24 protein-coding genes and 2 tRNA genes are annotated in these 26,270 nt (G+C 62.9%); 8 read left to right on the plus strand and 18 right to left on the minus strand.

Annotated elements, in window-relative coordinates; translation table 11 throughout:
• Positions 1-17: 17 nt before the first annotated feature.
• Positions 18-2,738 carry a pyruvate dehydrogenase (acetyl-transferring), homodimeric type gene (gene aceE, locus ARADN35_RS0101870; RefSeq protein WP_010458389.1) on the minus strand — a complete coding sequence of 907 codons (2,721 nt, stop codon included), beginning with the start codon at positions 2,736-2,738 and terminating at the stop codon, positions 18-20.
• Between the two features lie 167 nt (positions 2,739-2,905).
• Here aceE and ARADN35_RS0101875 point away from each other — a divergent pair, with 167 nt between their 5' ends.
• The 5 genes from ARADN35_RS0101875 to ARADN35_RS0101895 all read left to right on the plus strand — a co-directional run bounded on the left by ARADN35_RS0101875 (position 2,906) and on the right by ARADN35_RS0101895 (position 9,898).
• A complete protein-coding gene (locus tag ARADN35_RS0101875; protein WP_010458399.1) occupies positions 2,906-5,467 on the plus strand; it encodes a PAS domain S-box protein in 2,562 nt (853 codons plus the stop codon).
• Positions 5,464-6,090: a response regulator transcription factor gene (locus ARADN35_RS0101880; RefSeq protein WP_007848524.1), complete on the plus strand. Its 627-nt coding sequence runs from the start codon at positions 5,464-5,466 to the stop codon at positions 6,088-6,090. Before ARADN35_RS0101875 ends, ARADN35_RS0101880 begins: the two co-directional genes overlap by 4 nt.
• A gap of 72 nt (positions 6,091-6,162) precedes the next feature.
• Positions 6,163-7,017 carry a bifunctional methylenetetrahydrofolate dehydrogenase/methenyltetrahydrofolate cyclohydrolase FolD gene (gene folD, locus ARADN35_RS0101885; RefSeq protein WP_010458402.1) on the plus strand — a complete coding sequence of 285 codons (855 nt, stop codon included), beginning with the start codon at positions 6,163-6,165 and terminating at the stop codon, positions 7,015-7,017.
• A 72-nt stretch (positions 7,018-7,089) separates the two neighbouring features.
• Positions 7,090-9,159, plus strand: coding sequence for a M3 family metallopeptidase (locus tag ARADN35_RS0101890; protein ID WP_010458404.1), 2,070 nt, complete (start codon positions 7,090-7,092; stop codon positions 9,157-9,159).
• A gap of 67 nt (positions 9,160-9,226) precedes the next feature.
• Positions 9,227-9,898, plus strand: coding sequence for a glutaredoxin domain-containing protein (locus ARADN35_RS0101895; RefSeq protein ID WP_010458405.1), 672 nt, complete (start codon positions 9,227-9,229; stop codon positions 9,896-9,898).
• A gap of 125 nt (positions 9,899-10,023) precedes the next feature.
• Here the strand turns inward: ARADN35_RS0101895 and rpiA are convergent, their stop codons facing one another.
• Complete coding sequence (rpiA, locus tag ARADN35_RS0101900; RefSeq protein WP_010458406.1) at positions 10,024-10,713, minus strand: ribose-5-phosphate isomerase RpiA; 690 nt, start codon at positions 10,711-10,713, stop codon at positions 10,024-10,026.
• A gap of 37 nt (positions 10,714-10,750) precedes the next feature.
• Between rpiA and ARADN35_RS0101905 the strand changes: the two genes are divergently transcribed.
• Entirely contained in the window at positions 10,751-11,803 is a 1,053-nt protein-coding gene (locus tag ARADN35_RS0101905) for a quinone-dependent dihydroorotate dehydrogenase (protein WP_010458407.1), read from the plus strand.
• Between the two features lie 108 nt (positions 11,804-11,911).
• On the opposite strand, the gene ARADN35_RS0101910 is transcribed toward ARADN35_RS0101905, so the two are convergent.
• The 16 genes from ARADN35_RS0101910 to uvrB form a co-directional block, all read right to left on the minus strand.
• Complete coding sequence (locus ARADN35_RS0101910; RefSeq protein ID WP_010458408.1) at positions 11,912-12,244, minus strand: hypothetical protein; 333 nt, start codon at positions 12,242-12,244, stop codon at positions 11,912-11,914.
• On the minus strand, positions 12,244-12,639 hold the full coding sequence (locus tag ARADN35_RS0101915) for a phage holin family protein (protein ID WP_010458409.1): 396 nt from the start codon (positions 12,637-12,639) through the stop codon (positions 12,244-12,246). The genes ARADN35_RS0101910 and ARADN35_RS0101915 overlap by 1 nt, the downstream gene beginning before the upstream one ends.
• Positions 12,640-12,681: 42 nt before the next feature.
• Complete coding sequence (locus ARADN35_RS0101920; RefSeq protein WP_010458410.1) at positions 12,682-12,984, minus strand: DUF883 family protein; 303 nt, start codon at positions 12,982-12,984, stop codon at positions 12,682-12,684.
• Positions 12,985-13,129: 145 nt separating this feature from the next.
• Complete coding sequence (locus ARADN35_RS0101925; protein WP_010458412.1) at positions 13,130-14,227, minus strand: NAD(P)/FAD-dependent oxidoreductase; 1,098 nt, start codon at positions 14,225-14,227, stop codon at positions 13,130-13,132.
• A gap of 27 nt (positions 14,228-14,254) precedes the next feature.
• Complete coding sequence (locus ARADN35_RS0101930; RefSeq protein WP_010458414.1) at positions 14,255-15,292, minus strand: histone deacetylase family protein; 1,038 nt, start codon at positions 15,290-15,292, stop codon at positions 14,255-14,257.
• 189 nt (positions 15,293-15,481) lie between these two features.
• Positions 15,482-15,556, minus strand: a tRNA-Val gene (locus ARADN35_RS0101935).
• A 47-nt stretch (positions 15,557-15,603) separates the two neighbouring features.
• Positions 15,604-15,678, minus strand: a tRNA-Val gene (locus ARADN35_RS0101940).
• 37 nt (positions 15,679-15,715) lie between these two features.
• Positions 15,716-16,429, minus strand: a complete 714-nt coding sequence (dnaQ, locus tag ARADN35_RS0101945) for a DNA polymerase III subunit epsilon (RefSeq protein ID WP_010458416.1) — start codon at positions 16,427-16,429, stop codon at positions 15,716-15,718.
• A gap of 1 nt (position 16,430) precedes the next feature.
• The gene (fdx, locus tag ARADN35_RS0101950) at positions 16,431-16,769 is read right to left on the minus strand and encodes an ISC system 2Fe-2S type ferredoxin (RefSeq protein WP_010458418.1); all 339 of its coding nucleotides are present in this window, start codon (positions 16,767-16,769) and stop codon (positions 16,431-16,433) included.
• Positions 16,770-16,807: 38 nt separating this feature from the next.
• Positions 16,808-18,679 (minus strand): Fe-S protein assembly chaperone HscA, encoded by a 1,872-nt coding sequence (hscA, locus tag ARADN35_RS0101955; RefSeq protein ID WP_010458420.1) that lies wholly within the window; start codon positions 18,677-18,679, stop codon positions 16,808-16,810.
• Positions 18,680-18,761: 82 nt separating this feature from the next.
• Positions 18,762-19,280: a Fe-S protein assembly co-chaperone HscB gene (gene hscB, locus ARADN35_RS0101960; RefSeq protein ID WP_010458422.1), complete on the minus strand. Its 519-nt coding sequence runs from the start codon at positions 19,278-19,280 to the stop codon at positions 18,762-18,764.
• An 88-nt stretch (positions 19,281-19,368) separates the two neighbouring features.
• Positions 19,369-19,692 (minus strand): iron-sulfur cluster assembly protein IscA, encoded by a 324-nt coding sequence (iscA, locus tag ARADN35_RS0101965; RefSeq protein WP_008904781.1) that lies wholly within the window; start codon positions 19,690-19,692, stop codon positions 19,369-19,371.
• Between the two features lie 15 nt (positions 19,693-19,707).
• Positions 19,708-20,112 (minus strand): Fe-S cluster assembly scaffold IscU, encoded by a 405-nt coding sequence (gene iscU, locus ARADN35_RS0101970; protein WP_010458426.1) that lies wholly within the window; start codon positions 20,110-20,112, stop codon positions 19,708-19,710.
• Positions 20,113-20,152: 40 nt separating this feature from the next.
• A complete protein-coding gene (locus tag ARADN35_RS0101975; RefSeq protein ID WP_029412938.1) occupies positions 20,153-21,373 on the minus strand; it encodes an IscS subfamily cysteine desulfurase in 1,221 nt (406 codons plus the stop codon).
• Positions 21,374-21,484: 111 nt separating this feature from the next.
• Positions 21,485-22,021, minus strand: coding sequence for a Fe-S cluster assembly transcriptional regulator IscR (gene iscR / locus ARADN35_RS0101980; protein ID WP_008904778.1), 537 nt, complete (start codon positions 22,019-22,021; stop codon positions 21,485-21,487).
• Between the two features lie 241 nt (positions 22,022-22,262).
• Complete coding sequence (gene uvrB / locus ARADN35_RS0101985) at positions 22,263-24,353, minus strand: excinuclease ABC subunit UvrB (protein ID WP_010458434.1); 2,091 nt, start codon at positions 24,351-24,353, stop codon at positions 22,263-22,265.
• Between the two features lie 105 nt (positions 24,354-24,458).
• On the opposite strand from uvrB, the gene ARADN35_RS0101990 reads away from it, so the two are divergent.
• Positions 24,459-25,655, plus strand: a complete 1,197-nt coding sequence (locus ARADN35_RS0101990) for an amino acid aminotransferase (protein ID WP_010458436.1) — start codon at positions 24,459-24,461, stop codon at positions 25,653-25,655.
• On the plus strand, positions 25,648-26,259 hold the full coding sequence (locus tag ARADN35_RS0101995) for a nucleotidyltransferase family protein (RefSeq protein WP_010458437.1): 612 nt from the start codon (positions 25,648-25,650) through the stop codon (positions 26,257-26,259). Before ARADN35_RS0101990 ends, ARADN35_RS0101995 begins: the two co-directional genes overlap by 8 nt.
• The last annotated feature ends 11 nt before the right edge of the window (positions 26,260-26,270 follow it).

The following is a 26,270-nucleotide window of genomic DNA, read 5'->3' on the forward strand; positions in this document are numbered from 1 at the left end:
GTTGTCTCCGGTTCGATTTATGCGTAAAGGGGGTTGATCTTGTCAGCCTGGATGCCGTATTTCTTGATGGCCTCGGCCACCTTGGTCGCAGGCACCACACCATCTTCGCTCAGCGCCTTGAGGGCCGCCACCACAATGTAGTGGCGGTTGATTTCAAAATGCTCGCGCAGCTTGCTGCGGAAGTCGCTGCGGCCAAAGCCGTCGGTGCCCAGCACCTTGTAGGTACGGCCCTTGGGGACGAATGGGCGAATCTGCTCGGCGTAAGCCTTCATGTAGTCGGTGGATGCCACCACGGGGCCGCTGCTGGCGCCCAGCTGCTGCGCCACAAATGGCACGCGCGGTGTCTCCAGCGGGTGCAGCAGGTTCCAGCGGTCGGCGTCCTGTCCGTCGCGGGTGAGCTCGTTGAAGCTCGGGCAGCTCCACACGTCGGCCTGCACCCCCCAGTCGGAGGCCAGCAGTTCTTGCGCAAAGAACGATTCGCGCAGGATGGTGCCCGAGCCCAGCAGTTGCACGCGGGGTGCGCTGGCGCTGTCCACACCGGGCTTGCACAGGTACATGCCCTTGATGATCTGCTCTTCGGTGCCGGGCGTGAGGCCAGGCATCGCGTAGTTTTCGTTCAGCAGCGTGAGGTAGTAGTACACGTTCTCCTGCAGCTCCACCATGCGCTTGAGGCCATGCTGCATGATCACCGCCACTTCGTGCGCGAAGGTGGGGTCGTAGCTCACGCAGTTCGGGATGGTGTTGGCCAGGATGTGGCTGTGGCCATCTTCGTGCTGCAGGCCTTCGCCGTTGAGCGTGGTGCGGCCCGAGGTGCCGCCCAGCAGGAAACCACGGGCCTGCATGTCGCCGGCCGCCCAGGCCAGGTCGCCGATGCGCTGGAAGCCGAACATCGAGTAGTACACGTAGAACGGGATCATGATCCGGTTGTTCGTGCTGTACGACGTGGCTGCGGCGATCCAGCTGCTCATGCCACCGGCTTCGTTGATACCTTCCTGCAGGATCTGGCCGGCCTTGTCTTCCTTGTAGTACATGACCTGGTCTTTATCGACCGGGGTGTACTGCTGGCCTGCGGGGTTGTAGATGCCAATCTGGCGGAACAGGCCTTCCATGCCGAAAGTGCGGGCTTCGTCCACGAGGATAGGCACCACACGGGGGCCCAGGGCCTGATCACGCAGCAGCTGCGTGAGGAAGCGCACGTAGGCTTGCGTGGTGGAGATTTCGCGGCCTTCGGGCGTGGGCTCCAGGATGGCCTTGAAGGTGTCCAGTGCGGGCACGGTGAAGCTCTCGTCGGCCTTAACGCGGCGGTGTGGCAGGTAGCCGCCCAAGGCCTTGCGGCGCTCGTGCAGGTACTTCATTTCCGGGGTGTCGTCGGCCGGCTTGTAGAACGGCAGCTCGGCGAGCTGGCTGTCCGGGACCGGGATGTTGAAGCGGTCGCGGAAGGCCTTGATGTCTTCGTCGCTGAGCTTCTTGGTCTGGTGGACGGTGTTCTTGGCCTCGCCAATCTTGCCCATGCCAAAACCCTTGACAGTCTTGATCAGCAGGACGGAAGGCTGGCCGCCATGGTTCTGCGCGGCATGGAAGGCCGCGTACACCTTTTGCGAATCATGGCCGCCACGCTGCAGGTTCCAGATCTCGTCGTCGGTCATGTGCTCGACCATCTTGAGCGTGCGTGGATCGCGGCCGAAGAAGTTCTTGCGGACGTAGGCACCGTCGTTGGCCTTCATGGCTTGGTAGTCGCCGTCGTTCGTGTCCATCATGAGCTTGCGCAGTGCGCCGTCGTGGTCCTTGGCCAGGAGCGCGTCCCAGCCCTTGCCCCAGATCAGCTTGATGACGTTCCAGCCAGAACCGCGGAACTCGCCTTCAAGCTCCTGGATGATCTTGCCGTTGCCACGCACGGGGCCGTCCAGCCGCTGCAGGTTGCAGTTGATGACGAACACCAGGTTGTCGAGCTTCTCGCGCGCGGCGAGGCCAATGGCGCCCAGGGATTCGACTTCGTCCATCTCACCGTCGCCGCAGAACACCCAGACCTTGCGGTTTTCGGTATTGGCGATGCCACGAGCGTGCAGGTACTTGAGGAAACGCGCCTGGTAGATGGCCATCAGCGGGCCCAGGCCCATGGACACGGTGGGGAACTGCCAGAACTCGGGCATGAGCTTGGGGTGCGGGTAGCTCGACAGGCCCTTGCCATCCACTTCCTGGCGGAAGTTGAGCAATTGGTCTTCGCTCAGACGGCCCTCGAGGTAGGCGCGGGCATAGATGCCGGGCGACACGTGGCCCTGGATGTAGAGCAGGTCACCGCCGTGGTTCTCGCTCTCGGCATGCCAGAAGTGGTTGAAGCCGGCGCCGAACATGCTGGCCAGCGAAGCAAAGGAGCCGATGTGGCCGCCCAGGTCACCGCCCTCGGGTGGATGGTGGCGGTTGGCCTTGACCACCATGGCCATGGCGTTCCAGCGCATGTAGGCGCGCAAACGCTGTTCGATTTCGAGGTTGCCGGGGCTGCGTGCCTCCATGCCGGGCTCGATGGTGTTGACGTAGCCGGTGTTGGCCGAGAACGGCAGGTCGACGCTGTTCTGGCGGGCATGTTCCAGCAACTGCTCCAGCAGGTAGTGGGCGCGCTCGGCCCCCTCTTTGTCGATGACGGCGGACAGCGCATCCATCCACTCACGGGTTTCCTGCTGGTCGGTGTCGGTGGCGGGCGCGTTACCGTTTCCGGCCTGGGGGTCGGGCTGAGCTGACATGCTTTGTCTCCTGTAGGTGTGGCAGCAATTTAGTACGTTGGCTCTAGTTTCGCATATTTTTCTGTAATTTCAAATGGTGCCCATGCATTTCATATTACAAGAAAATGCTGCAAACGCACATTACCAATGGCCGCGATGGCGGGCCACGGCTCCCCTACACTCGGAGGATGGATTCCCTGCCCCCCCACCCCTCCTCCACGGCCATGGTCGTGGCAGCGCCCGCCCGCTGGTGGCGCAAGTGGTGGCGCGGGTTGTCGCCCACCCGGCAGGACCGGTTCGCGGCGCTGGCGCCCCTGGCGGCCGTGCTGATGTTTCTGGCCGCCATCGTGGCGGCGTTCTGGTATTTGCGCGCCGAAGAGGCCGAGCGCGAACAAGAAGCCCTACGGCGTGACGTGGAATACGCGCAACAGCGCGTGCGCCTGCGGCTGCTGGAGCGGCAGGAACAGCTCATGCGCATTGCACGCGACCTGTCGAACCAGGAGCTGGAACGCGCGGAGTTTGTAAGCCGTGCCGAAAGCCTGATCAGCCAATACCCCGAACTGCAGGCGATCACCTGGATCGACGAGCGCCGCCGCATCCGTGCCAGCCATGCAGCGCCCACGCTGGCCAGCAGCGAGTTGCGCATTGCCGGCGAAGTGCTCAAACCCGGCGACACGGCCGACACCTTTGGCCTGGCCCGCGACCTGCAACAGCCGGTGTACGCCCAGCCGGCCGCAACCTCGGGCGATTCAACCCCGCTGCTCCAGCTGCAGGTGCCTTTGAACAACCAGGGCAAATTCAGCGGGGTGGTGCTGGGCGAATACTCCATCGACAGCCTGCTGCGCTATGGCACGCCCACCGAGGTGCTGGCGCGCTACGCCGTCACGCTGCTCGATGGCAAGAACCAGGTGCTGGCCGGAACCCCTCTGGGCCCACGCAACACGGCCACCCAGCTTCTGCCGTGGACGACCCGCGCCAACGAATACGAGGTGCCCGTCTCTCCGGTGGGCAACGGGCTGGTGCTCAAGGCACAGGCCTACCGCACCTCGCTGGGCGTGGTGGGCAGCGGGCTGTTCTGGCTGGTGGGCACGCTTTCGGCCATGACGGCCTGGATGCTGATCGCCACCTGGCGCCACACCCGCCGCCGCATGCAGGCCCAGCAGGCCCTGGTGGCCGAGACGAACTTCCGCCGCGCGATGGAGAACTCCATCCTGACAGGCATGCGCGCGCTGGACATGGAAGGCCGCATCACCTACGTGAACGCCGCTTTCTGTCAGATGACCGGCTGGAGCGAGGCCGAATTGGTGGGCCTGAAAGCGCCCTTCCCTTACTGGCCCGACTCCGACCACGAGGCCTTGCACGCCAAGCTGCGCGACGAACTGTCGGGCAAAACCATCGTCGGCGGTTTTCAGGTGCGGGTGCGGCGCAAAAGCGGCACCCTGTTCGATGCGAGGCTTTATGTGTCGCCCTTGATCGATGCGCACGGCCAGCAGACGGGCTGGATGACCTCGATGACCGACATCACCGAGCCCAACCGCATCCGCGAACAGCTTTCCGCATCGCACGAGCGCTTCACCATCGTGCTGGAGTCGCTGGACGCCTCGGTCTCCGTGGCACCGCTGGGCAGCGAAGAACTGCTGTTTGCCAATAAGCTCTACCGCCAATGGTTCGGCTCGCAAACGGGTGGGCACCTGCAGCTGGTGGCGCAGGCCGGCGTGGTGCCCGTGGCGGGCACGGAGCACACGGGCATGGACGACGAAGACGGGCTCATGGGCCTGCCGACCGACCCGCTCACCAGTGCCCGCACCGAGAACGCCGAGATCTACCTGCCCGACCTGGGAAAATGGCTCGAAGTGCGCTCGCGCTACCTCAACTGGGTGGATGGCCGCCTGGCCCAGATGGTGATTGCCACCGACATCACCCCCCGTCGCCAGGCCGAGGAACAGGCGGCGCGGCAGGCCGAGCGCGCCCAATCCGTCAGCCGCCTCATCACCATGGGCGAGATGGCCTCCAGCGTGGCGCACGAACTCAACCAGCCGCTCACGGCCATCAACAATTACTGCAGCGGCATGGTCTCGCGCATCCAGAGCGGCCAGCTGACCGAGGAAGCCCTGCTCACGGCGTTGCAGAAGACCGCCCACCAGGCCCAGCGCGCGGGTCAGATCATCCAGCGCATCCGGGCCTTTGTGAAAAAGAGCGAGCCCAACCGCACCCTGGCCGACGTGCATTCGATGGTCAACGAAGCCGTGGAGCTGGCCGACATCGAGCTTCGCCGACACAACGTGCGCCTGACGCACTATGTGGCAGCCCGCTTGCCGCCTGTGATGGTGGACACCATCCTGATCGAGCAGGTGCTGGTCAACCTCATGAAGAACGGCGCCGAAGCCATCCAGCACGCCAACCGCCCACCTTCGGGTCGCAGCGTGGAGCTGCGCGTGGTGCCCAAGCACATCGAAGACCGCGAAGTGGTGGAGTTCTCGGTGCAGGACACCGGCAAGGGCCTCGCCCCCGAGGTGCTGGAGCGCCTGTTCGAAGCCTTCTTCTCTACCAAGGAAGAAGGCATGGGCATGGGCCTCAATCTGTGCCGCAGCATCGTCGAGTCGCACCAGGGCAGGATGCTGGCGGAGAACCTCTACAATGGATCAGAGGTCACGGGCTGCAGGTTCTCCTTCTGGCTGCCGCTTGCCAAGCCTGCTGATGCCACTACAAATTCTGTAGCAAACAATCAAAAACCAAGGACAATTGCATGAGCTTGATTCCGAAAAAAGGCACTGTCTACGTTGTTGACGACGACGAGGCAGTTCGCGATTCCCTGCAGTGGCTGCTGGAAGGCAAGGACTATCGGGTGCGTTGCTTTGATTCGGCCGAGACGTTTCTCTCACGCTACGACCCGCGCGAAGTCGCCTGCCTGATTGTGGACATCCGCATGGGCGGCATGACGGGCCTGGAGCTGCAGGACCGCCTGATCGAGCGCAAGTCCCCCTTGCCCATCGTGTTCATCACCGGCCACGGCGACGTGCCCATGGCCGTGAACACCATGAAAAAAGGAGCTCTGGATTTCATCCAAAAGCCTTTTGACGAGGAAGAACTGGTGGGCCTCGTCGAGCGCATGCTCGACCACGCCCGCGAAGCCTTCGCCGGCTATCAGCAGGCCGCGAGCCGCGATGCCCTGCTGTCCAAGCTCACCAGCCGCGAAGCCCAGGTGCTCGAACGCATCGTGGCCGGTCGCCTGAACAAGCAGATCGCCGACGACCTGGGCATCAGCATCAAGACGGTGGAGGCGCACCGCGCCAACATCATGGAAAAGCTCAACGCCAACACCGTGGCCGATCTGCTCAAGATCGCTCTCGGCCAGAATGCCCCCAAGGGTTGAAACTCACATTTTGATAGCTGCTCGCGTTTGCTGATAAAGCGCTAGAGACCAATTTGACTCATATTCTCTGACATGACAGCCCAACTCATCGACGGCAACGCCCTTTCCCGCCAACTGCGCAGCGAGGTGGCGCAACGCGCTGCAGCGCTCACCGCCCGCGGCCACCAGCCCGGTTTGGCCGTGATCCTGGTGGGTGAAGACCCTGCTTCGGCCGTATACGTGCGCAACAAAGTCAAGGCTTGCGAAGACAGCGGCGTGCGCTCCATTTTTGAAAAATACGACGCCGATCTGAGCGAAGCCGCGCTGCTGGCCCGTATCGAGGCGCTCAATGCCGATCCCACGGTACACGGCATCCTGGTGCAAATGCCGTTGCCCAAGCACATCGACCCGCACAAGGTCATCGAGGCCATTGCGACATCCAAGGACGTCGATGGCTACTCGGTCCTCTCCGCGGGCGAGCTCATGGCCGGGCTGGAAGGTTTCCGGCCTTGCACGCCCTACGGCAGCATGAAGCTCATCGAATCCACCGGCCAGACCATCAAGGGCAAGCACGCCGTGGTCATTGGCCGCAGCAATACGGTGGGCAAGCCCATGGCCCTGCTGCTGCTGCAGGCCAACGCCACGGTTACCGTCACCCACAGCGGCACCCCCGACCTGGGCTACCACACCCGCCAGGCCGACATCGTGGTGGCAGCGGTCGGCCGCGCCAACACGCTCACAGCCGACATGGTCAAGCCTGGTGCCATCGTCATCGACGTAGGCATCAACCGCAAGGCGGACGGCAAGCTCTGCGGCGACGTGGACTTTGACGGCGTCAAGGAAGTGGCCGGCTGGATCACCCCCGTGCCTGGCGGGGTTGGCCCCATGACCATTACCATGCTGCTGGTGAACACCATCGAAGCCGCCGAGCGCACCGCAGCGCACTGACCTGGGTCAGTGCCGTCGATGCCGGCTGCTTTGCAACTTGAACCTGCGCCATCTGGCGCCATCTGATTTCGCATGAGCAACGCCCTTCTCGACTTCTCGGACCTCCCCCATTTCGACCGCATCACACCGCAGGACGTGGTGCCTGCGGTGGATGTACTGCTCGAGCGCGCCAACGCGGCGCTGGAGGCCGTTACCGCCCCCGACTTTCCGGCCCGCTGGGACGCGATTGCGAAAGTGCTGGATGTGGCCACCGAACGGCTGGGCACTGCCTGGGGCAGCATCAGCCACCTCAACAGCGTGGCCGACACCCCCGAACTGCGCGCCGCCTACAACGCCGCCTTGCCCCGGGTCACCGAGTTCTGGACGCGCCTGGGTGCCGATGAACGCCTGTACGCCAAATACAAGGCCATCGACCCCGCCACCTTGACGGCGGAACAGCGTCAGGCCCACCTGAACGCGGTGCGCAACTTTGTGTTGAGCGGCGCAGAACTGACCGGTGCCGCCAAGGAACGCTTTGCGCAGATCCAGGAGCGCCAGGCCGAGCTGAGCCAGAAATTCAGCGAAAACGCCCTCGATGCCACCGACGCCTACGCCTACTACGCCACGGCCGAAGAACTGGAAGGCATTCCAGACGATGTGCAACAGGCCGCGCTGGCCGCAGCACAGGCAGACGGCAAGGAAGGCTACAAGCTCACCCTGAAGATGCCTTGCTATCTGCCGGTCATGCAGTTTGCCACGCGCAGCGAACTGCGCGAGAAGCTCTACCGCGCCTATGTGACCCGTGCCTCCGATCAGGCTGAGGGCGACGCGCGCAAATTCGACAACACGGCACTGATCAGCGAAATCCTGGCACTGCGCCGCGAAGAGGCTCAACTGCTGGGCTACGCCAATTTTGGTGAAGTGTCCGTGGTGCCCAAGATGGCCCAGTCACCGGCGCAGGTGATCACCTTCCTGCGTGACCTGGCCCGCCGCGCCCGCCCCTACGCCGAGAAGGACATCGCCGACCTGCGCGCGTTTGCCGCCGAACACCTGGGTCTTGCCGATCCGCAGGCCTGGGACTGGCCCTACATTTCCGAAAAACTCAAGGAAGCGCGTTACGCCTTCAGCGAGCAGGAGGTCAAGAAGTACTTCACGGCGCCCAAGGTGCTGGCGGGCCTGTTCAAGATCATCGAAACCCTGTTCGAGGTGTCCATCCGACGCGACACAGCCGCCGTCTGGCACCCGGCCGTCGAGTTTTACCGCATCGAGCGCGCGCATCCGGAAGGTACCCACAAGGGCACCCAGCTGGTGGGCCAGTTCTACCTCGACCAGCCCGCACGCACCGGCAAACGCGGCGGCGCATGGATGGACGATGTGCGCACACGCTGGTTGCGCCCCGACACGGGCGTACTGCAGACCCCGGTGGCGCACCTGGTGTGCAACTTCGCCAGTGGTGTGGACGGCAAACCGCCACTGCTCACGCACGACGACGTGATCACCCTCTTCCACGAGTTTGGCCACGGCCTGCACCACATGCTGACCCAGGTGAACGAGCGTGACGTCTCGGGCATTGGCGGCGTGGAATGGGATGCGGTGGAGCTGCCCAGCCAGTTCATGGAGAACTTCTGCTGGGAATGGGATGTGCTCAAGCACATGACGGCCCATGTGGACACGGGAGAGCCCCTGCCCCGCGCGCTGTTCGACAAGATGATCGCCGCCAAGAACTACCAGAGCGGCATGCAGACGCTGCGCCAGATCGAGTTCTCGCTGTTCGACATGCTGCTGCACACCGAACACGACCCGGCCCAGGACATCATGCCTCTGCTGGACCAGGTGCGCCGCGAAGTGGCCGTGCTACAACCCCCAGCATTCAGCCGCACGGCACACACCTTCAGCCATATTTTTGCGGGCGGGTATGCCGCTGGCTACTACAGCTACAAGTGGGCCGAGGTACTGAGTGCAGACGCCTATGCTGCTTTCGAGGAAACCTCTGGGAGCGATGGCCTGCCCAGCATCGAAACGGGCCGCCGCTATCGCCAGGCCATCCTGGAAGCCGGCGGCAGCCGCCCTGCGATGGAATCGTTCAAGGCCTTCCGGGGCCGCGAGCCAAGCCTGGACGCCCTTCTGCGCCACCAGGGCATGGCCGAAGAGTCAACCGCCTGAACCGAACCATGGCCCTGGCGTGCACACCCTGCGCCCGGGGCCTGATGACCACGAAGGAGTGAGGAGAATGAACATGCACAAGCCGTTGACCGCCCCCCTGCTGGCGTCCTTGTTGATGACGCTGGCGTGTGCCAGTGTGCAGGCGCAAGGCGTTTACCGCATCGTCGGCCCGGATGGCAAGGTGACGTTTTCGGACCGAGCACCCGCCGACGCCAACGCGCAACCTGCCCGCGCGGCCACCGAGGTACCCGCTGCCGCGAACGGCGCGCTGCCCTACGAACTGCGCCAGATCGCCAACCGCTTTCCTGTCACGATCTACACCGGCAACGACTGCCCGCCTTGCACCTCCGCGCGCAACCTGCTCACTTCTCGGGGTGTTCCCTTCACCGAGCGCACCGTGTCCAGCAACGAGGACATCGCGGCGCTTCAACGGCTGAGCGGCGGTACCGGCCTGCCCTTTGGCACCATCGGCGGCCAGCAGCTCGCAGGCTTTTCCGAAGGGGAATGGGTCCAGTATCTGGACGCGGCAGGCTACCCCAAGCAATCGGCTCTGCCCAGAAACTACCGCCAACCTGCGCCCACGCCGCTGGTTGCCGTGAAAGCGACAGCAGAACCTGCAACGACTCCCGCATCGTCAGACCCAGCCACTCCCACCGCGCCTTCCAGAGCGCGTCCGCGTCCCCCCGCACCCGTCAACGATGGACCGACACCCAGCAATCCGGCGGGTATCCGGTTCTAAGCCACGCAATTCGCGGGAAACCTGCCAGCTCCAAACCGGGAACAAGCTGGCGTGGGCTGTCAAAACAAAGGGGCCTTTTCAGGCCCCTTTTCCTTTGCGCGCAAAATGTTTACTGAAGCCAGGAATCAGTATGTGAGCGTCTTGACGCCTTGCGCCGTGCCCAGCAGGCAGACCGACGCCTTCTGGTGGGCAAAAACTCCCACCGTCACCACCCCGGGCCATTGGTTGATATCGGACTCGAACGCCAGCGGATCTGTGATCGAGAGCCCGCGGACATCCAGGATGTATTGACCGTTGTCGGTCACCAGGGGCTGCCCGTCCCGCAGCCGCAACTGTGCCTGGCCGCCCATCGCCGCAAAACGCCGCGCAATGTGGTTGGCCGCCATTGGGATCACCTCAACCGGCAAAGGAAACTGCCCCAGCGCCTGAACCAGCTTGGATTCGTCGGCAATGCACACAAAGCGGCTCGCCAGTGCAGCGACGATTTTCTCGCGCGTCAGCGCAGCGCCACCGCCCTTGACCATATGGCCTTTGCCATCGATCTCGTCGGCACCGTCGATGTAGACCGCGAGCGAATCCACTTCGTTGGCATCGAACACCGGAATACCGAGCGCCTTGAGCCGCTCCGTGCTGGCCACCGAGCTGGATACAGCTCCCTTGATCTGGTCCTTGATGGTGGCGAGCGCATCGATGAACTTGTTGACGGTGGAGCCGGTGCCTACGCCCACAATCTCGCCAGGCACTACATATTGCAGCGCCGCTTGGCCTACCAGGGTCTTGAGTTCGTCTTGGGTCAGGGAAGGAGTGGTCGTCATGGGAGAAAATCAGGGGTAATCCTTGAATTATCCCTCCATGTCCCTGATCCCCTACGCCCTCACCCGCCCCTTTCTCTTTGGCCTGGATGCCGAGACCGCCCACGAACTCACCATGGACATGCTGGCGCGCGGGCAGCGCACACCGTTGCAGTGGGCCTGGTGCAATGAAACCGTGGACGATCCCGTGGAACTGGCGGGCTTGACCTTTCCCAACCGCGTCGGGATGGCAGCAGGCCTGGACAAGAACGCCCGCTGCATCGACGCCCTGGGCGCCATGGGCTTCGGCTTTGTGGAGGTGGGCACGGTGACACCCAAGGCGCAGCCGGGAAACCCCAAGCCGCGCATGTTCCGCCTGCCCGAAGCCCGGGCGCTGATCAACCGTCTGGGTTTCAACAACGAAGGCCTGGACGCCTTCTTGCACAACGTGCAGCAGGCGCGCTTTCGATCACAAAGTCGCAAACATCCCCTCCTGTTGGGCCTCAACATCGGAAAGAACGCCACCACCCCCATCGAGAATGCCACCAGCGACTACCTGGCCTGCCTGGAAGGCGTCTACCCCCACGCAGACTACGTGACGGTCAACATCAGCTCACCCAACACCCAGAACCTGCGCGCGCTGCAAAGCGACGCGGCCCTGGATGCCTTGCTGGGTGCCATCGCCGAGCGGCGTGAGGCCCTGGCCACGCAGCATGGCCGCCGCGTGCCGGTGTTTGTGAAGATTGCCCCCGACCTTGATGAAGCCCAGGTGTCCGTGATCGCCGCCACGCTGCAGCGCCATGGAATGGACGGCGTGATCGCCACCAACACCACCATCAGCCGCACTGCGGTGCAGGGCCTGCGCCATGCCGGGGAAACCGGCGGCCTCAGCGGAGCCCCGGTGCTGGAGGCAAGCAACCAGGTCATTCGTCAACTGCGCGCCGCGCTGGGCAGCCGCTTTCCCATCATCGGCGTGGGCGGCATCATGAGTGCCGAGGATGCGGTCAGCAAGGTCCGCGCGGGCGCCGACGTGGTGCAGATCTATACCGGACTGATCTATGAAGGCCCCGCATTGGTGGTGAAGGCAGCAAAGGCCATCAAGGCCCTGGGTTGAGTCCAGGCTGCCCCATTGACCCGGAAACAAAAAAGAGCCGCTGTGGCCAGCGGCTCTTTTCAATTTACGAGAAGCAGGCGCCTCTGAGCAGAGGCATGCAGCACCCGCCTAGCGTCGGAGCCGCATCAGCATGGGCAGCACCACGCCCGCCCATCGGATCAGGCGGCGCGGCCCTGCCACCAAGGCAACCCCTGCCATGGCCGCAACTGCCAGGGGATGCTCCCGCGCGAACCCTGCGGCGCGAAGCACCAAGGATTCGTCAATGCCGCCCGCCCCCGGTTCACGCTGCACCAAGGCCAGCGACTGTGCCCGCGCAGCCCTGCGGGCGCGCAGGCGGTCTCGCTGCATGGCAATGCGGTCAAGAAGCCTCTGCTGCTCGGCAGTAGGCGGGGGAACGACGGGCTGAGGCGCTACGGAGGGGGACGGATGGGATGTCGCCATTACAAACGCTCCTTGATGTCACGCCAGTCCTGCGCGAGCTCGCGGCGCGTGAGAGCAAAGCCGTTGCCCGCCTTCTGCGCGACGGAAATGAGCGACATCAGTGTGGCAGCCCAACCCACGGTCCAGACAGCCGCAACCAGCCAGGCCACCAGGGTGCGATGGGGCGTATCCCAAAAATGCACGAGCACCGCCAACGAGAGCATGATCAATGCCACCACCGTGAGCCCTGCCACCACAATGGTCAGCACCAGCATCTGCTGCAGCCGCTGTTTTTGATCCTGCCACTCCAGCCGGGCGAGGTCCATGCGGTCTTCGGCAGCGATGGCACCTTCGATCACATTGGCACGCCAACGGGCCACCAGTGACTCCAGCCCCAGAAGGGAAAGCCAGTTCATGCGCAGCCCCTGCGTTGTGCGACCGAGCCCTGCCAGCCAAGATCAGCGGCGCGCAAGCAGGAAGCCCACCAACGCACCCACGGCCAGCGCGGCACCTGCCACGCGCCATGGTTCATCGTGTGCATAGCGGTCGGCCGCAAGGGCAGCGTCCTTGGCCTGGCGGGCGGCATCTTGCGCCGCACGCACTGCCGACTCGCGCACGTTGTGCATGCCATCGTCAAGGCGCTGGCGCAGCAGCTTGATTTCCGGGACCGCATCAAGATCTTTGTTGGCCAGGAGCCCACGCAGATCAGAAACCAGCTTTTCCAGTTCGCCCTGGGTCGTGGTGGTGTCGGAAGCAGTCATACAAGCCTTTCTTTAAGCAAAAAAAAATCAGTCAGCGCTGTCGGCATGGCCTGGCAGAGCACCGGTTCATCTTAGCCATCCGCCCTGTTCCCCTTCGTAGGACGGGGTCTCAAGAGGTTACCGATTGCAAATGGCTTGCCACAGATCAAACGAGTGCGGCCACATGTTCGGCAATCGCCAGAGAGCTTGTCAACCCCGGGGACTCAATGCCAAACAGGTTGACCAAGCCAGGGATGCCGTGGATTGAAGGCCCCTGGATCACAAAGTCCGCTGCCGGCTCATCTGGGCCGTGAATCTTGGGACGTATGCCCGCATAGCCAGGTGCGAGCGCTCCATCGCGCAACGCGGGCCAGTACTTGCGGACTTCGGCGTAGAACGCATCCCCACGTGCGGGGTCTACCAGCAGGTCATCTGGCGAATCCACCCACTGTACGTCGGGGCCAAACTTGGCCTGTCCCCCCAGATCGAGTGTCAGATGCACGCCCAGGCCTGCGGCCTCGGGCACAGGGTAGATCAAACGGCTGAAAGGGGCGTTGCCAGACAGCGTGAAATAGCTGCCTTTGGCGTAGCGGGCAGGGGGCACCTGCTCGGCAGCCAACCCCACAAATCGGCGAGCCAGCCCAGGGGCATGCAGACCTGCTGCATTAACCACAGTGCGCGCTCGCAAGCGGGTGCCGTCCAATGCTTCCAAATTTATAGCATCTTGCGCGCATTCTGCTTGCGCCAGGGGCGAATTCAGCACCACAAGTCCCCCTGCGTGCTCCAGATCGCCCTGCAACGCGAGCATCAGGGCGTGGCTGTCCACAATGCCAGTACTGGGCGAAAACAACGCAGCAACACATTCCAGCGCGGGCTCCATGGCCTGGGCGTCATGGCGGCCCAGCCAACGCAGATCCGGCACGCCGTTGGCTTGGGCCCGCGCCTGGATGGACTCAAGGCTTGGTAACTGGCCCGACGAAGTTGCCACCAGGAGCTTGCCGCAGCGGCGATGGGGCACGCTGCGCTCCGCACAGTAGGCATACAACATGTCTCTTCCACGCACGCACAGCGTGGCCTTCAACGAGCCGGTGGGGTAGTACAGCCCGGCATGGATCACCTCACTGTTGCGCGAACTGATACCCGTCCCGATCGCGTCCGCAGACTCCAGCACTATCACTTCACGCCCCTGCAAAGCCAGCGCCCGCGCTACGGCCAGGCCCACCACGCCGGCGCCGACCACCACACAATCCACCTGATTTGTCATGGCCTTTCCTTTCAATGTGCTGTGCCCTCAGACCTGCTCGAACCCGTCAAGCACATTGACGGCGTTGGTGCCCAGTTCTGCGGCCGCATAGCCACCTTCCAGCACAAAGACGGTGGGCAGACCCAGCCGCGCGAGGCGCTCACCCAACCGGGTGAAATCGGCGGACGCCAGCGCAAACTTGGAGATGGGGTCGCCCTCAAAGGCGTCGAGCCCGAGGGAGATCACCAGGGCGTCAGCCCCCTGGCGGGCAATCCGCGCGCAGGCAATTTCCAGCGCATCGAACCAGGTGGTCGCACTGGTGCCCGCAGGCAGCGGCAGGTTCAGATTGAAGCCTGCGCCCTCGCCCACCCCGGTTTCGTCCGCATGGCCCAGATAAAACGGGTACTCGGTGCGTGGATCGCCATGAATGCTGATGAACAGCACATCGGCCCGGTCGTAGAAGATGCTTTGTGTTCCATTGCCATGGTGGTAATCCACATCGAGCAACGCCACACGCTGTGCCCCCTGGTTGCGCAGCACCTGTGCGGCCACGGCGGCATTGTTCAAAAAGCAATAGCCGCCCATGAAGTCCGGTCCGGCATGGTGGCCCGGCGGCCGTGTGCAGCAAAACGCCGCGCGGGCTCCTTGGGCCACCCGTGTCGCAGCGCTGGCGGCAGCATCGGCCCCCGCCTTGGCTGCAGCCCAGGTGCCAGACGCCATGGGGGTGCCGTTGTCCATGGAGTACAGACCCAGACGGGCCACAAAGTTCTCAGGCTCCAGATCGCTGCGCAGGGTACGAACGGGCCAGACCGACGGGAACGGCTGCACACCCGCATTGGCAGCGTCAAGTGCCAGCCATTGCTGCCAGGCCGTCTTCAGGAAGGCCAGATAACGCGGTGCATGCACCTGCGACAACACGGGACCGCTGTCCACGTCCGGGGTCATCAGGCCATGGCCCCGCGCCCGCAGCGCCTCTTCGACATAGTCCACGCGTGCCGGTTTCTCAAAACAGGGCACGCGTTCACCGCGAAAGAACTCATGGACGGGGGCATGCCCCTGGTGAAACGGGTTGTGGAAGGTGATCATGGGTCGGGGCGTATCGACAGCGGCAAAAAGGCCAGAGGACAAACAGCGCGGCGCCAGAAAACGCAGCCGCCGTGGCATATCAAGTCTGACACTGTAGCCGCCCTGCAAGGTGCAGCCGCGGAAACAGCTGCCTATGCCCGCGCCCATGAAAAAACCCCTGCAGACAAAAATCTGCAGGGGTTTTCAAATTGGTGGGTGATACATGGATCGAACATGTGACCCCTGCCGTGTGAAGGCAGTGCTCTACCGCTGAGCTAATCACCCGACGTTGGCACCCTGAAGCAGGGTGCTTTCGCAAGAAGTCAAAAGCGTGGTGGGTGATACATGGATCGAACATGTGACCCCTGCCGTGTGAAGGCAGTGCTCTACCGCTGAGCTAATCACCCGTGTCGCTGTGACAGCCTTCGATTATGGCACAGCTTTTCAGGCTGCCTGAACAGTTCGCCAAATTGTTTTGCCGCCACTGGCCTTGTCAATTTGCGCAAGGAGCTCCGCATGTGCCGTCTGTTCCTGCTCGCTGGCGCGCAGGACAGGGAGGTTCAGCGCTCGCAGGTCGATGGCTGCGACCTTCAGGCCATCGCCGCTATCCTGCGCGTCGTCGGCGATCAACAGGGCGTCCTGGCCGCGCGTGAGATTGATGTACACATCGGCCAGCAGCTCCGCATCCAGCAAGGCGCCGTGCAAGGTCCGGCCGGAGTTGTCCACGCCCAGGCGGTCGCACAGGGCATCGAGCGAATTGCGCTTGCCGGGGTACATCTCCTTGGCCATGGCCAGCGTGTCGGTGACGCTCTCCACATAGGTGCGGAACGCGGGGCGGCCCACCAGTTCCAGCTCCTTGTTCAGAAAGCCCACGTCGAACGCGGCGTTGTGGATGATGATCTCGGCGCCCTGCAGGTACTGCAGGATGTCGTCCACCACCTCGGCAAACTTGGGCTTGTCCTTCAGGAACTCGTTGCTGATGCCGTGCACCTTGAGCGCGTCTTCGTGGCTGTCGCGGCCCGGGTTGAAGTACAGGTGCAGGTTGTTGCCCGTGAGCTTGCGGTTGAGCAGCTCCACACAGCCCAGCTCGATGATGCGGTCCCCGCCCTCGGCCGACAGGCCGGTGGTTTCGGTGTCGAGAACGATCTGCCGTGTCATTTCAATGGTTTTCCTTGGCGTGGTTGATCGTGTACTTGGGAATTTCCACGGTCACATCGGTTTGCGCTAGGATGGCCTGGCACGAAAGTCGCGATTGTGGCTCCAGGCCCCAGGCGCGGTCCAGCAGGTCTTCTTCCTCTTCTTCCGCCTCGTTGAGCGAATTCAGCCCCTGGCGCACGATGACGTGGCAGGTGGTACAGGCGCAGCTCATGTCGCAGGCATGCTCGATGTTGATGTGGTTGTCGAGCAAGGCTTCGCAAATTGACGTGCCTGCGGGGGCCGTGATTTCGGTGCCTGCGGGGCAGTATTCGGGATGGGGAAGGATTTTGATGACGGGCATGGGGTGGCTTTTTGTTCGAAGAGATGCGTTCGGCGGGCTCAGAGGGCCTGCACGTTCTTGCCAGCCAGGGCCTGGTGAATGCCCCGGTTCATGCGCAAGGCGGCAAACGCTTCGGTACCCTTGGCCAGGGCATCGGTAGCGGCTTCGATGACGGCGGCATCGTCGGAATCGCGCTGGTGGCGCAGGGCCACCATCAGGGCATCGATGGCGGCGCGCTCCTGCGGGCTCAGCACATCGCCATCCGCATCGAGCGCGCTCTGGGTGGCGATGAGCATGCGGTCGGCGTCCACACGGGCTTCGACCACGGCGCGGGCTTTCATGTCCTGCGCGGCCGTTGCAAACCCGTCCTGCAGCATGCGCGCGATCTGGTCATCGGAGAGGCCATACGACGGCTTCACGTCAATGCGCGCCTCCACACCGCTGCCCTGCTCCTTCGCATTCACGCTCAGCAGGCCATCGGCATCGACGGTGAAGGTCACGCGGATGCGCGCTGCCCCTGCGGCCATGGGCGGAATGCCACGCAGCTCAAAACGCGCGAGGCTGCGGCAGTCTTGCACCAGATCGCGTTCGCCCTGCACCACATGGATCGCCAAGGCAGTCTGACCATCCTTGTAGGTGGTGAAGTCTTGCGCCTTGGCGGTGGGAATGGTCTCGTTGCGCGCCACGATGCGCTCCACCAGCCCGCCCATGGTTTCGATGCCCAGCGACAGTGGAATCACATCGAGCAGCAGCAGATCCCCCGCCGTGTTGTTGCCCGCCAGCTGGTTGGCCTGGATGGCAGCACCCAGGGCCACTACCTCATCGGGGTTGAGGTTGGTGAGCGGCGGTTTGGCGAAAAATTCCTCCACGGCGCGCTGCACCTGCGGCATGCGGGTGGAGCCTCCCACCATCACCACACCCTGGACCTCGTCGCGGGCCAGATGGGCGTCGCGCAAGGCACGGCGCACTGCGGCCATGGAGCGTGCCGTCAAGTCGGCCGTGATCGCCTCAAAATCCGAACGTTTGACATCAAATCGGGCTTCAGCGCTTGATAGTAAAACGCTGAATGCTACCGAATCAGTAGCAGTCAAGGCTTCCTTGCAGGCGCGGGCAGCCAAGCGCACGGCGGATTTGTCCGCTGCAGTGATCGCCTGAAGTCCCAGCTGTTGCAGCACCCAGTCGGCCAGCACGGCGTCGTAGTCATCCCCCCCCAAGGCCGAATCACCCCCCGTGGAAATGACTTCAAAAACGCCCTGCGTCAGACGCAGGATCGAGATGTCGAAAGTGCCCCCGCCCAGGTCATACACGGCGTAGACCCCCTCGCTGGCGTTGTCCAGTCCATAGGCAATCGCAGCCGCCGTAGGCTCGTTGATCAGGCGCAGCAGATGGATGCCCGCCAGCTTGGCCGCATCCTTGGTGGCCTGGCGCTGGGCGTCGTCGAAGTAGGCGGGCACGGTGATCACCGCGCCATACAGATCGTCATTGAAGGTGTCTTCTGCCCGGTAGCGCAGGGTGGCCAGAATCTCGGCGCTGACCTCGACGGGCGACTTGTTGCCATCCACCGTCGCAAGGCTGACCATACCCCCTGCGCCCTCGTCACTGGCGGGAACAAAGTCGTAGGGCAGCTTGCCCGCTTCCGCCACGTCTTTCAGGCCACGCCCCATAAAACGCTTGGCAGAGGCAATGGTGTTGCGAGCATCCTGGGCCTGCGCAGCCACGGCGTCGTATCCGATCTGGCGCCCGCCCTTTTCGAGGTAACGGACCACCGAGGGCAGCAATACCCTGCCCTGCGCGTCGGGCAGGCATTCGGACACACCATTGCGCACGGCGGCAACCAAAGAATGGGTGGTGCCCAGGTCGATGCCTACGGCGATGCGCCGCTGGTGCGGGTCGGGGGATTGGCCGGGTTCGGAAATCTGCAGAAGCGCCATGAAATTTCGGGTCTCAACGTGGTGGGGCACACCATCACATCAGCAAGCGACATGGGGGCCCCAAGGGGAAAGCAAATCCGCTCTATTGTCCCAGTTGCTCTCGGCGGCGTTCAATATCGTCCGCAAATCGCGCAATGAACATGAGGGCTCTGACCTGGCGGGCCGCGCCTGCGTAGTCCTGCTGCTGGTCGATGAGTTGCTCGCACTGTGCCAGCGCGGCGCGGCGGGCCTGGGCGACACCATCGTCCAGCGCATCGAGTTCGCTCTCGGTGCGGGCATCTTCCAGCGCCTCGCGCCACTCCATCTGCTGCATCAAAAACGCAGCGGGCATGGCCGTGTTGTCCTCGGCGCGGATGGGCGCACCATGCAGTTCACACAGGTAGGCGGCGCGGCGCATCGGGTCTTTCAGGCGCCGGTAGGCCTCGTTGATGCGCACGGACCACTGCATGGCCACGCGCTGCGCGGCCGCGCCCTGCGCCGCAAACTTGTCGGGGTGGGCTTCGCGCTGCAGCTCTTTCCAGCGCGCGTCGATGGCATTGCGTTCCTGTGCAAAGCGGCGCGAGATGCCAAACAGTTCAAAGTCGTCAGATTGCAGGTTCATGCGCGGAGCAACGGGGGGAGAAACATCCAAGAAAAAACCGCCAGCACGCAGCGCGATGGCGGTTTGACGGCACGAAGGCGGCAGGCGCTCAAACGCGGAAACTCTCCCCACAACCGCAGCGGTCACGCTCGTTGGGGTTGTTGAACTTGAAGCCCTCATTGAGGCCCTCGCGCACGAAGTCCAGCTCGGTGCCGTCGATGTAGGCCAGGCTCTTGGGATCGATCAGCACCTTGACGCCGTGGTTTTCAAACACGATGTCCTCGGGCTCGCTGTCGTCCACATATTCGAGCTTGTAGGCAAGCCCCGAGCACCCGGTCGTCTTGACCCCCAGGCGCACGCCCAGGCCCTTGCCTCGGCGGGACAAGTAGCGGTTGACGTGCCGGGCAGCGGCTTCTGTCAGCGTGATGGCCATATCTCTCTCGGTTGCTCAGGCAGCGGCTGTTGCAGTAGCTGCGTGCTTGGTCTTGTAGTCGAGCACGGCAGCCTTGATGGCGTCTTCGGCCAGGATGGAGCAGTGGATCTTGACGGGCGGCAGAGCCAGCTCTTCGGCGATCTCGCTGTTCTTGAGGGCCGCCGCCTGATCCAACGTCTTGCCCTTGACCCACTCGGTCACGAGCGACGACGAGGCGATGGCCGAGCCGCAGCCATAGGTCTTGAAACGCGCATCTTCGATCACGCCGGTTTCAGGGTTCACCTTGATCTGCAGCTTCATCACGTCGCCGCAGGCAGGCGCGCCGACCATACCGGTGCCCACCGAATCGTCACCCTTGTCGAACGAACCCACGTTGCGGGGGTTTTCGTAATGGTCAACCACTTTTTCTGAGTAAGCCATGATGTGTACCTCTTCAATTCTTTCAAAAATCTTCAGGGATTCAGTGCGCTGACCACTGGATGGTGCTGATGTCGATGCCGTCCTGGTACATCTCCCACAGCGGGCTGAGTTCACGCAGGCGGGCCACGTTCTCACGGATGGTGGAGATGGCGTAGTCGATCTCTTCCTCGGTTGTGAAACGGCCGATGGTCATGCGCAGGCTGCTATGGGCCAACTCGTCGCTGCGACCCAGGGCGCGCAGCACATAGCTGGGCTCCAGGCTGGCCGAGGTGCAGGCTGAACCCGACGACACCGCCAAACCCTTGATCCCCATGATGAGCGATTCGCCTTCGACGAAATTGAAGCTCATGTTCAGGTTCTGCGGCACGCGGCGCTCCATGCTGCCATTGATGTAGACCTGCTCGATGTCTTTCAGGCCGTCCAGCAGGCGTTGCTGCAGGGCCTGGGCTTTGGCATTGCTCTCGGCCATTTCTTCCTTGGCGATGCGAAAGGCTTCGCCCATGCCCACGATCTGGTGCGTGGGCAAGGTGCCCGAACGCATGCCACGCTCGTGGCCACCACCGTGCATCTGTGCTTCCAGCCGAACGCGCGGCTTGCGGCGCACATACAGGGCACCGATGCCCTTGGGGCCATAGGTCTTGTGGGCCGTCATGCTCATCAGATCGACGGGCAAGGTGGCCATGTCGATGGCAACCCGGCCCGTGGCCTGTGCGGCATCCACATGCAGCAGGATGCCCTTTTCACGGCACAGCGCGCCGATGGCAGGAATGTCCTGGATGACGCCGATTTCGTTGTTCACGAACAGGATGCTGATCAGCACGGTGTCCGGGCGAATGGCGGCCTTGAGCGCATCCATGTTGACCAGCCCGTCTTCCTGCACATCCAGGTAAGTGGCCTCAAAACCCTGGCGCTCCAGCTCGCGCATGGTGTCCAGCACCGCCTTGTGCTCGGTCTTGAGCGTGATGAGATGCTTGCCCTTGCCCTTGTAGAACTGCGCAGCCCCCTTGAGCGCCAGATTGATGGACTCGGTCGCACCGCTAGTCCAAACAATCTCGCGGGGGTCGGCTCCGATCAGGTCGGCCACCTGCACGCGCGCTTTCTCGACCGCTTCTTCAGCCTCCCAGCCCCAGGCGTGGCTGCGCGATGCCGGGTTGCCGAAATGTTCGCGCAACCAGGGAATCATGGCATCCACCACACGGGGATCCACGGGGGTGGTAGCACCATAGTCGAGATAGATGGGAAAGTGCGGGGTCATGTCCATGGCTGGCTCAGTGATGGTTGCTGGCTGGCAAACTCAGTAAGAAACAAAAACGAGGCTTGAAAACTGTTCAGGGCGGTGCCGACCCCAGGGCCGACACAAGCCCTTGGGCTATCAGGATTTGGCGAAAACGTTGCCCAATGCGAACACGGAGTTCGGAGCATTCACGCGGATGGGCTTGACCACCGGCGTCGTCGAGATGGCGCGGCGCACGACGGGCTTGTCTTCGATCTGCACGCCTTTGGCGATCTGCTCGTCCACGAGCTTTTGCAGGGTGACGGAATCCAGGAACTCCACCATGCGCTGGTTGAGCGATGCCCACAGCTCATGCGTCATGCAACGGCCGGCTTCGCCCAGGCAGTTTTCCTTGCCGCCGCACTGCGTGGCGTCAATGGGCTCGTCCACCGAGACAATGATGTCAGCCACCGTGATGTCACCGGCCTTGCGAGCAAGTGTGTAACCACCACCAGGACCACGGGTAGATTCCACCAGCTCATGGCGGCGAAGCTTGCCGAAAAGCTGCTCCAGGTACGACAGCGAAATCTGCTGACGCTGGCTGATGGCCGCAAGAGTAACGGGCCCATTGTTCTGGCGCAGGGCCAGGTCAATCATGGCGGTGACCGCAAAACGGCCTTTGGTTGTGAGACGCATCGCAAGCTCCTTGTGCTAAGGCTTGTTCGTTGTAGAAACCGCCTTCGCTGGCTGATGGCCAGCAAGGCACCGTCTCCGCCCCTTACTCCGAACAGTCGCCTGTACGGAGCCCTTCATCGCTGGGCTGTTTTCTTGAGTATTTTGTAGGAGTATAACACAAATCCCTATCGATTCTGTCGGGTTAAAAAACCAACTAGTTTTAAATCGACTTGATAGTTATTTCCAATTGTTCAATCGCCCATTACAAGGCCACCGAATCATTGCCGTGCGCACCAAATGCCTGGTCCTTGAGCCGCGTGAGCTGGTCCCGTACCCTTGCCGCCTGCTCGAATTCCAAGTTGCGCGCGTGTTCCAGCATGAGTTTTTCGAGCCGCTTGATCTCGCGCGCCACATCTTTTTCTGACATGTCCTCCACCTTGGCGCGCTGCAGGGCTTCCTGCTCCAGCCGCTGCGCATCCTTTCCGGCCTTCTCGCTGTAAACCCCGTCAATCAGGTCTCTTACCCGCTTGACAATGCTGCGCGGCGTGATTCCGTGTGCCTCGTTGTGTGCGATCTGCTTGATGCGCCGACGTTCCGTCTCGCCCATGGCTTTTTTCATGGACTCCGTGATGCGGTCCGCATAAAGGATGGCCCGGCCATTGAGATTGCGCGCCGCGCGGCCAATGGTCTGGATCAGGCTACGCTCGGCCCGCAGAAAGCCTTCCTTGTCGGCATCCAGGATCGCCACCAGGGACACCTCAGGGATGTCCAGTCCCTCCCGCAGCAGGTTGATACCCACCAGCACATCAAAAGCACCCAGGCGCAGGTCGCGAATGATCTCCACACGCTCCACCGTGTCCACATCGCTGTGCAGGTAGCGCACCTTCACGCCGTTATCCGTCAGGTAGTCGGTCAGCTGCTCCGCCATGCGCTTCGTCAGGGTAGTAATGAGTACACGTTCATGCTTTTCGACACGAATGCGTATTTCTTGCAGCACATCATCCACTTGATGCGTTGCGGGCCGCACTTCCACCTCAGGGTCCACCAGTCCGGTGGGGCGCACCACCTGGTCCACGATCTGGCCGGAGTGAGTGCGCTCGTAGTCCGCGGGCGTGGCGGTGACAAAGATCACCTGCCGCATGCGCTGTTCGAACTCCTCGAACTTGAGCGGCCGGTTGTCCAGCGCCGATGGCAGGCGAAAGCCATACTCCACCAGCGTGGTCTTGCGCGAACGGTCGCCGCTGTACATGGCATTGAGCTGGCCGATCATCTGGTGGCTTTCATCCAGGAACATCAGCGCGTTCTTGGGCATGTAGTCAGTCAGCGTGCTCGGCGGATCGCCCGGCGCGGCACCCGACAGGTGGCGCGTGTAGTTCTCGATGCCCTTGCAGTGCCCTACTTCGCTGAGCATCTCCAGGTCAAACCGAGTGCGCTGCTCCAGCCGCTGCGCTTCCACCAGCTTGCCGTCGGCAAGCAACTGCTTGAGGCGGTCGGCCAGTTCGATCTTGATGGTCTCCACGGCGGCCAGCACCTTGTCGCGCGGCGTCACGTAGTGGCTGCTGGGATACACGGTGAAACGCGGGATCTTCTGCTTGACGCGGCCCGTGAGCGGGTCGAACAGCTGCAGGCTCTCGATCTCGTCGTCGAACAGCTCGATGCGGATGGCCAGCTCCGAGTGCTCGGCCGGGAACACATCAATGGTGTCGCCCCGCACACGGAACTTGCCGCGCGAGAAGTCGGCCTCGTTGCGCTGGTACTGCATGCGGATCAGCTGGGCGATCACATCGCGCTGGCCCAGCTTATCGCCCGAGCGCAAGGTCATCACCATGCGGTGGTAGCTCTCGGGTTCGCCAATGCCGTAGATGGCCGACACCGTGGCCACGATGACCACATCCGTGCGTTCCATCAGGCTCTTGGTGCACGACAGCCGCATCTGCTCGATGTGCTCGTTGATCGCGCTGTCCTTCTCGATGAACAGGTCGCGCTGGGGCACATACGCCTCGGGCTGGTAGTAGTCGTAGTAGCTCACGAAATACTCCACGGCATTCTTGGGGAAGAACTCGCGGAACTCGCTGTACAGCTGCGCAGCCAGGGTCTTGTTGGGTGCGAAGATGATGGCCGGACGCCCCATGCGGGCGATCACGTTGGCCATGGTGAAGGTCTTGCCAGAGCCCGTCACACCCAGCAATGTCTGGAAGGTTTCTCCGTCGTTCAGGCCCTCCACCAGCTTGTTGATGGCCTCGGGCTGGTCGCCCGCCGGTGGATACGGCTGGAACAATTCAAAGGGGGAATTGGGGAAATGGACGAATTCGCCGTCTTGCTTTTCCGTTATGACTTCTGTGATATCCGGCATGGGTGCAGTCAACGATTGGGGGGTAGCGGCCGTTAAAATCGGCGGAACCCGGCACAGTACACCACGCCCGGATTCTTCGCTACTGACAACCTTTCAAGGATTTTCATGTCTCTTTTCACCGCCGTCGAAATGGCCCCCCGCGACCCCATCCTGGGCCTCAACGAGCAATTCAACGCAGACACCAACCCCAACAAGGTCAACCTGGGCGTCGGCGTTTATTTCGACGACAACGGCAAGCTGCCCTTGCTGCAATGTGTGCAGGCCGCAGAAAAGACCATGATGTCCACCCCCACTGCCCGTGGCTACCTGCCCATCGACGGCATCGTGGCCTATGACAACGCCGTCAAGGCTTTGGTATTCGGTGCGGACAGCGAACCCGTCACTTCTGGCCGCGTGGCCACCGTGCAAGCCGTGGGTGGTACGGGCGGCCTCAAGATCGGCGCTGACTTTCTCAAGAAACTCAGCCCCAACGCCAAGGTGCTGATCTCCGATCCCAGCTGGGAAAACCACCGCGCGCTGTTCACCAATGCCGGCTTCGAAGTCGATACCTACGCCTACTACGACGCCGAAAAGCGCGGCGTGAACTTTGAAGGCTTTCTCGCCAGCCTGAACGCTGCCGCCCCCGGCACCATCGTCGTGCTGCACGCCTGCTGCCACAACCCCACCGGCTACGACATCACGCCCGCCCAGTGGGACCAGGTGATTGCCGCCGTCAAGGCCAAGGGCCTGACGCCTTTCCTCGACATGGCTTACCAGGGCTTCGGCCACGGCATCGCCGAAGACGGCGCCGTGATCGGCAAGTTTGTGGCTGCAGGCCTGAACTTCTTTGTCTCCACATCTTTCAGCAAGAGCTTCAGTCTGTACGGCGAGCGCGTGGGTGGCTTGTCGGTGCTGTGCGCCGACAAGGAAGAAGCCGGCCGCGTGCTGAGCCAGCTCAAAATCGTCATCCGCACCAACTACTCCAACCCACCCATCCACGGTGGCGCGGTGGTGGCCGCCGTGCTGAACAATCCCGAGCTGCGCGCGATGTGGGAACAAGAACTGGCCGAAATGCGCGTGCGCATCAAGGCCATGCGCCAGAAGCTGGTCGATGGCCTCAAGGCCGCCGGTGTGAAGCAGGACATGAGCTTCATCACCACGCAGATCGGCATGTTCAGCTACTCGGGCCTGACCAAGGACCAGATGGTGCGTCTGCGCAATGAGTTCGGCGTGTACGGCACTGACACCGGCCGCATGTGCGTGGCCGCGCTCAACAGCAAGAACATCGACTACGTCTGCCAGTCCATTGCAAAGGTTGTCTGAGCACGATGAGGAAGTGGCGCTCGCGCGCCGCTTTGTGAGCGAAACGCTCCAGAACCCGCACAACGCGGCCCTTCTGGAGCGTTTGCCGTTTCTGGGCCTGCCGGATGTCTGGCTGGTGGCAGGTTGTCTGTTCCAGACGGTGTGGAACCTGCGTTCCGGACTGAATCCCACGGCGCACATCAAGGACTACGACCTGTTCTATTTCGATGCGTCGGACCTGTCCGAAGCCGCCGAACAGGCCGTGCAAGCCCGCGTCACCGCCCTCTTTTCCGACCTGCCGATCACCGTGGAAGCCAAGAACCAGGCCCGGGTACACCTCTGGTACGAACGCTGGTTTGGTTACCCCTATGCGCCGCTGCAGTCGGCCCGCAACGGCATCGAGCGTTTTCTGGTGCCCTGCACCTGCGTGGGCCTGCAGCCTGCCGCCGACCCGGGTGTTGAGGAGCCCCTGCTCTACGCGCCCTACGGGCTTGAAGAGCTGTATGCAGGACTGCTGCGCCCCAACCCTGCCTGTCCACATCTGCCGCTGTTCCAGGCCAAGGCGGAAAGCTATTGCGGACGCTGGCCGTGGCTGACGATCCGGGCGGGTGACATGCCTGCCTGATCGGTGACGCC

It is taken from the genome of Acidovorax radicis N35 (genome assembly GCF_000204195.1).
GTDB lineage: Bacteria > Pseudomonadota > Gammaproteobacteria > Burkholderiales > Burkholderiaceae_C > Acidovorax > Acidovorax radicis.